1 protein-coding gene and 2 pseudogenes are annotated in these 3,553 nt (G+C 70.3%); all 3 read left to right on the plus strand.

Translation table 11 applies throughout. From position 1 onward, the window contains the following. Positions 1 to 465: 465 nt before the first annotated feature. A pseudogene (locus AC27KI_RS20845) lies at positions 466 to 1,392 on the plus strand (tetratricopeptide repeat protein); the annotation flags it as partial. Positions 1,393 to 1,953: 561 nt separating this feature from the next. Beyond that, positions 1,954 to 2,886, plus strand: a pseudogene (locus AC27KI_RS20850) (tetratricopeptide repeat protein); the annotation flags it as partial. Between the two features lie 23 nt (positions 2,887 to 2,909). Continuing rightward, the gene (locus tag AC27KI_RS20855; RefSeq protein WP_284429940.1) at positions 2,910 to 3,461 is read left to right on the plus strand and encodes a penicillin-binding protein activator LpoB; all 552 of its coding nucleotides are present in this window, start codon (positions 2,910 to 2,912) and stop codon (positions 3,459 to 3,461) included. The last annotated feature ends 92 nt before the right edge of the window (positions 3,462 to 3,553 follow it).

Here is a 3,553-nt window from a genome sequence, read left to right on the forward strand (position 1 = left end):
GCCCTTGGTATCGCCGCGCGGCCCGCGCCGCGCAACGTGCCGCCGCCCGGCCTGCCTTTCGACGACAAGATCTACACGCTGGGCTACGAGGTCTTTCTCGAAAACCGCAAGCTGGACGACGCCTGGGCGCTGGCCAACGCCGCCGTGCAGCAGCAGCCGCAGGACCTGGCGTGGCGCGAGCGGCTGGCCCAGGTGTCCGAATGGACGCAGCGCCCCGCCCCGGCGCTGGAAAACTGGCTCTTCATCGCCCGGCAGACGCAGAAGGAAGCCGCTTGGCAGGCCGTGCTGCGCCTGGCACCCGGACAGTTCGACGACGGTGCGCTGGTGCAGGCGCTGCGCCACCAATTACGCGGCCGCCCCGACGATTTCACGCTGGTCCGCGCACTGGTGGACGCCTATGAGCGCATCGGCGAGCCCCAGCCGGCCATCGACTACCTGAAAGACCACGCCAAGAGCCCGCAGGCGGTGGAACTGCTCGCCAATCTGGCCGAGCGCGCCGGGCAACCTACGCTGGCGCTCGACAACTGGCGCAGGCTGCTGAGCGACAAGGCCCAGGTCACCCCGACCCGCGCAATGCGCGCGGCGGTGCTCGCCCTCACGCATGGCCGACCCGACGAAGGCCTGAAGTGGCTGGAGACGGCCCAGCAGCAGCAATTGCCCGCGCAGGACATGGAGACCGACTTCTGGCGGCTCACGGGCCAGCTGGCCGAAAGCCGCGAGCGCAATGACCTGGCCGTGCAGGCCTACCGGCGCCTGGTGGAAACCAAGGGCACGGACGTGTCGGACTTCGACGCCCTGGTGCGCCTGCTCATCACCGACCAGCCGCTGGAGGCCGCGCGCGTGTCCGTGCTGGCCTGGCAGCGGTTCGACGAGCCGCGCTACCTGGTCGAGGCCCTGGCGCTGTACTCGGGCCGCAGCCGGTGGGAGGCGTTCGGCCCCCTGCTCGCGCAGCTGGACGCGAGCCCCACGGCGACCCGGCGCTCGCTGGCGCGCTTGTGGCAGATTCCCGAGTTCCTGCGGCTGGCAGGCACCTACTACCATAACACCGGCAACCTGCCCGAGGCACGCCGGCACTTCGAAGCCGGCCTGCGGCTGAGCCCCGATTCGTCGGAAATGCGCCAGGCGCTGATGTGGCTGTTCATCGACAGCAACGATGCCGTCTCGCTGCGCACCCTGCTGGCCACGCAGGAGCGCAGCTGGGCACGCGACAGCGATGTGCACGATGCGCTGGCGGCGGCCTACCAGGCCCTGTCGCTGCCGCAGGTGGCGCTGGACCGCTACCTCACGCCGCACCTGCGGGAGCACCAGGACGACTTCCTGTGGCTCATGAACTACGCCGACGCGCTGGACCAGAACCAGCAGTCCGACCGCTCGTGGCGGCTGCGCCGCGAACTGCTGTCGCGCGAATGGAAGTCGGTGCGCAAGGGCGACGGCGGCGTGCGCCTCACGCCCGCGCAGGCACGCCAGCGCTGGCTCACCGAAGAGGGCCTGGACCAGACCCGGCGCATCGCCCGTACCCGGCTGTTCCTCACGCAGCGGCCCGGCGACCCCTCGGTCGACGTGCTGCGTGAACTGCTGCGACTGGACCGCGACGCCCAGGGTGGCATGTCCAACGCGGCGGCCGAGACGGCCATCGGCTGGCTGCAGGACGCCGGCGAATACACGGCCGAGCGCGGCTTCCTGTGGCACCAGTACGCCCGCAGCCGCGGCGTGCGCAGCAACCGCCCGCTGTGGGCCGAGATCACGGTCGCGCTGGCCGAAGACGACAAGGCCGCCACGGGCCAGCTGCTGCAGGAGTTCGACGAACGCCTGCCCCGCTACGATCGCGTGAACGCGGCGCGCGCCGTGGACGACATCCGCCTCGCGCAGACCGCCGCCTTCGACGCCCAGCAGGACCAGCACGACGACCAGCCCCTGCACCTGCAGCTCACCGAAAGCCTGCTGGCCTTCAGCGACCACGCGGGCACGAAACTGCAGTTCCAGCAGCTGGGCGGCATGGACGAGAGCGAGGCCGACGCGGTGTTCCACATCGCCATCAGCCCGCGGCTGGCCATGGACGTGAACTTCATCAGCATCCGCCGGCACGCCACCAATGCCCTCGTGGTGCGCAACCCGCCCGACGAGCGTGCACTGGACGTGCAGGTGCGCTGGCGCCATCCCGACGGCGAGACGATGTTCCGCGCCGGCCGCCGCGAGAGCTTTCTGGCCTACACGCCGCTGCAGGTCGAGCACGAGCAGCGCATCGACAACCGGCTGACCCTGCGCATGGAACTCGGCATGCAGCTGCCCAGCCAGGAAAGCCTGGCGCTGCGCATCGCCGGCATGAAGGACCGCGCCGGCGCCAGCCTGCGCTACCAGGCCACGCGGCAGGACCAGTTCACCATCGGCTATGCCGACGAGCGCTACACGCTGCAGACCGGCGCCTCGCTGGGCAGCGGCCGCCATACGTCGATCAACTACACGCACACCTACCGGCAGGAAACGCCGCTGCTGGAGTTCGGCGCGTTCTGGTCGCACCACGATTTTTCGCGGCGCGACCTGAGCACGCTCGCACCGCGGGACCTGGAAGTGCGCCGCTACGTGCCCGTGAACGCCGGCCCGCTGGGGCAGGACTTTTTCCTGCCCGAGAGCTTCAGCTTCTATGGCCTGCAGGTGTCCACCAACATGCGCTACGAGCAGGAATACACACGCGCCCTGCTGCCGTTCGCCACGGCCAGCCGCACCTGGCATAGCGTGCTCGGCCCGGGCTACGAACTGCGCCTGGGCATGGCCGGCAGCGTGCTCGGCGCCGACCACCTGGGCCTGAGCTGGGGCGTGGGCAAGTCGGGCCTGCAGCTGCAGGGCCTCACGCGCAGCCTGCTGTTCACCTACCGTCTCCATTTCTGATGTCGTCTCCAAAGGAATCCACCATGCAACACCACCGCACCCTGCTGCAACGCCTGCAAGTTTTCGCCGCCGGCGGCGCCCTGCTGCTGCTGGCCGCCTGCTCCACCATCGACCGGGGCGAGCCTCCGGCGCTGGAGCGCAATGCCACGTGGGTGGTGCTGCCGTTTGCCAACCACACCGAGACTCCGCTGGCCGGCAACCGCGCCGAAGCCATTGCGCAGGCCCTGCTGCATGCGCGCGGCGTGGGCCGCATCCAGCGTTATCCCACCACCACGCAGCAGGAAGCGCTGTTCGATGCGGGCGACGCCAAGCGCCAGCAGGAAGTGCTGGCCTGGGCACGCGAGCAACAGGCGAAATACGCCCTCACGGGGGCGGTGGACGAATGGCGCTACAAGGTCGGCGTGGACGGCGAGCCCGCCGCGGGCGTGACGCTGCAAATCATCGATGTGGCCTCCGGCGACACGATCTGGAGCGGCACTGGCGGCAAGAGCGGCTGGAGCCGCGAAGCCCTCTCCGGCGTGGCGCAGAAGCTGATCCGCGACCTGCTGGATTCCGGCCTGGCCCGAGCCCGCTGAAGCCATGGCATCAGAGACCCCCTCGTCGGCGGAGCAGCGGCGGCGCACCGTCGGCGCGGCCGCGCCCGAGCCGCCGGCCAAGCCGAGCGTGC

Source organism: Acidovorax sp. KPB24-03, from assembly GCF_057546605.1.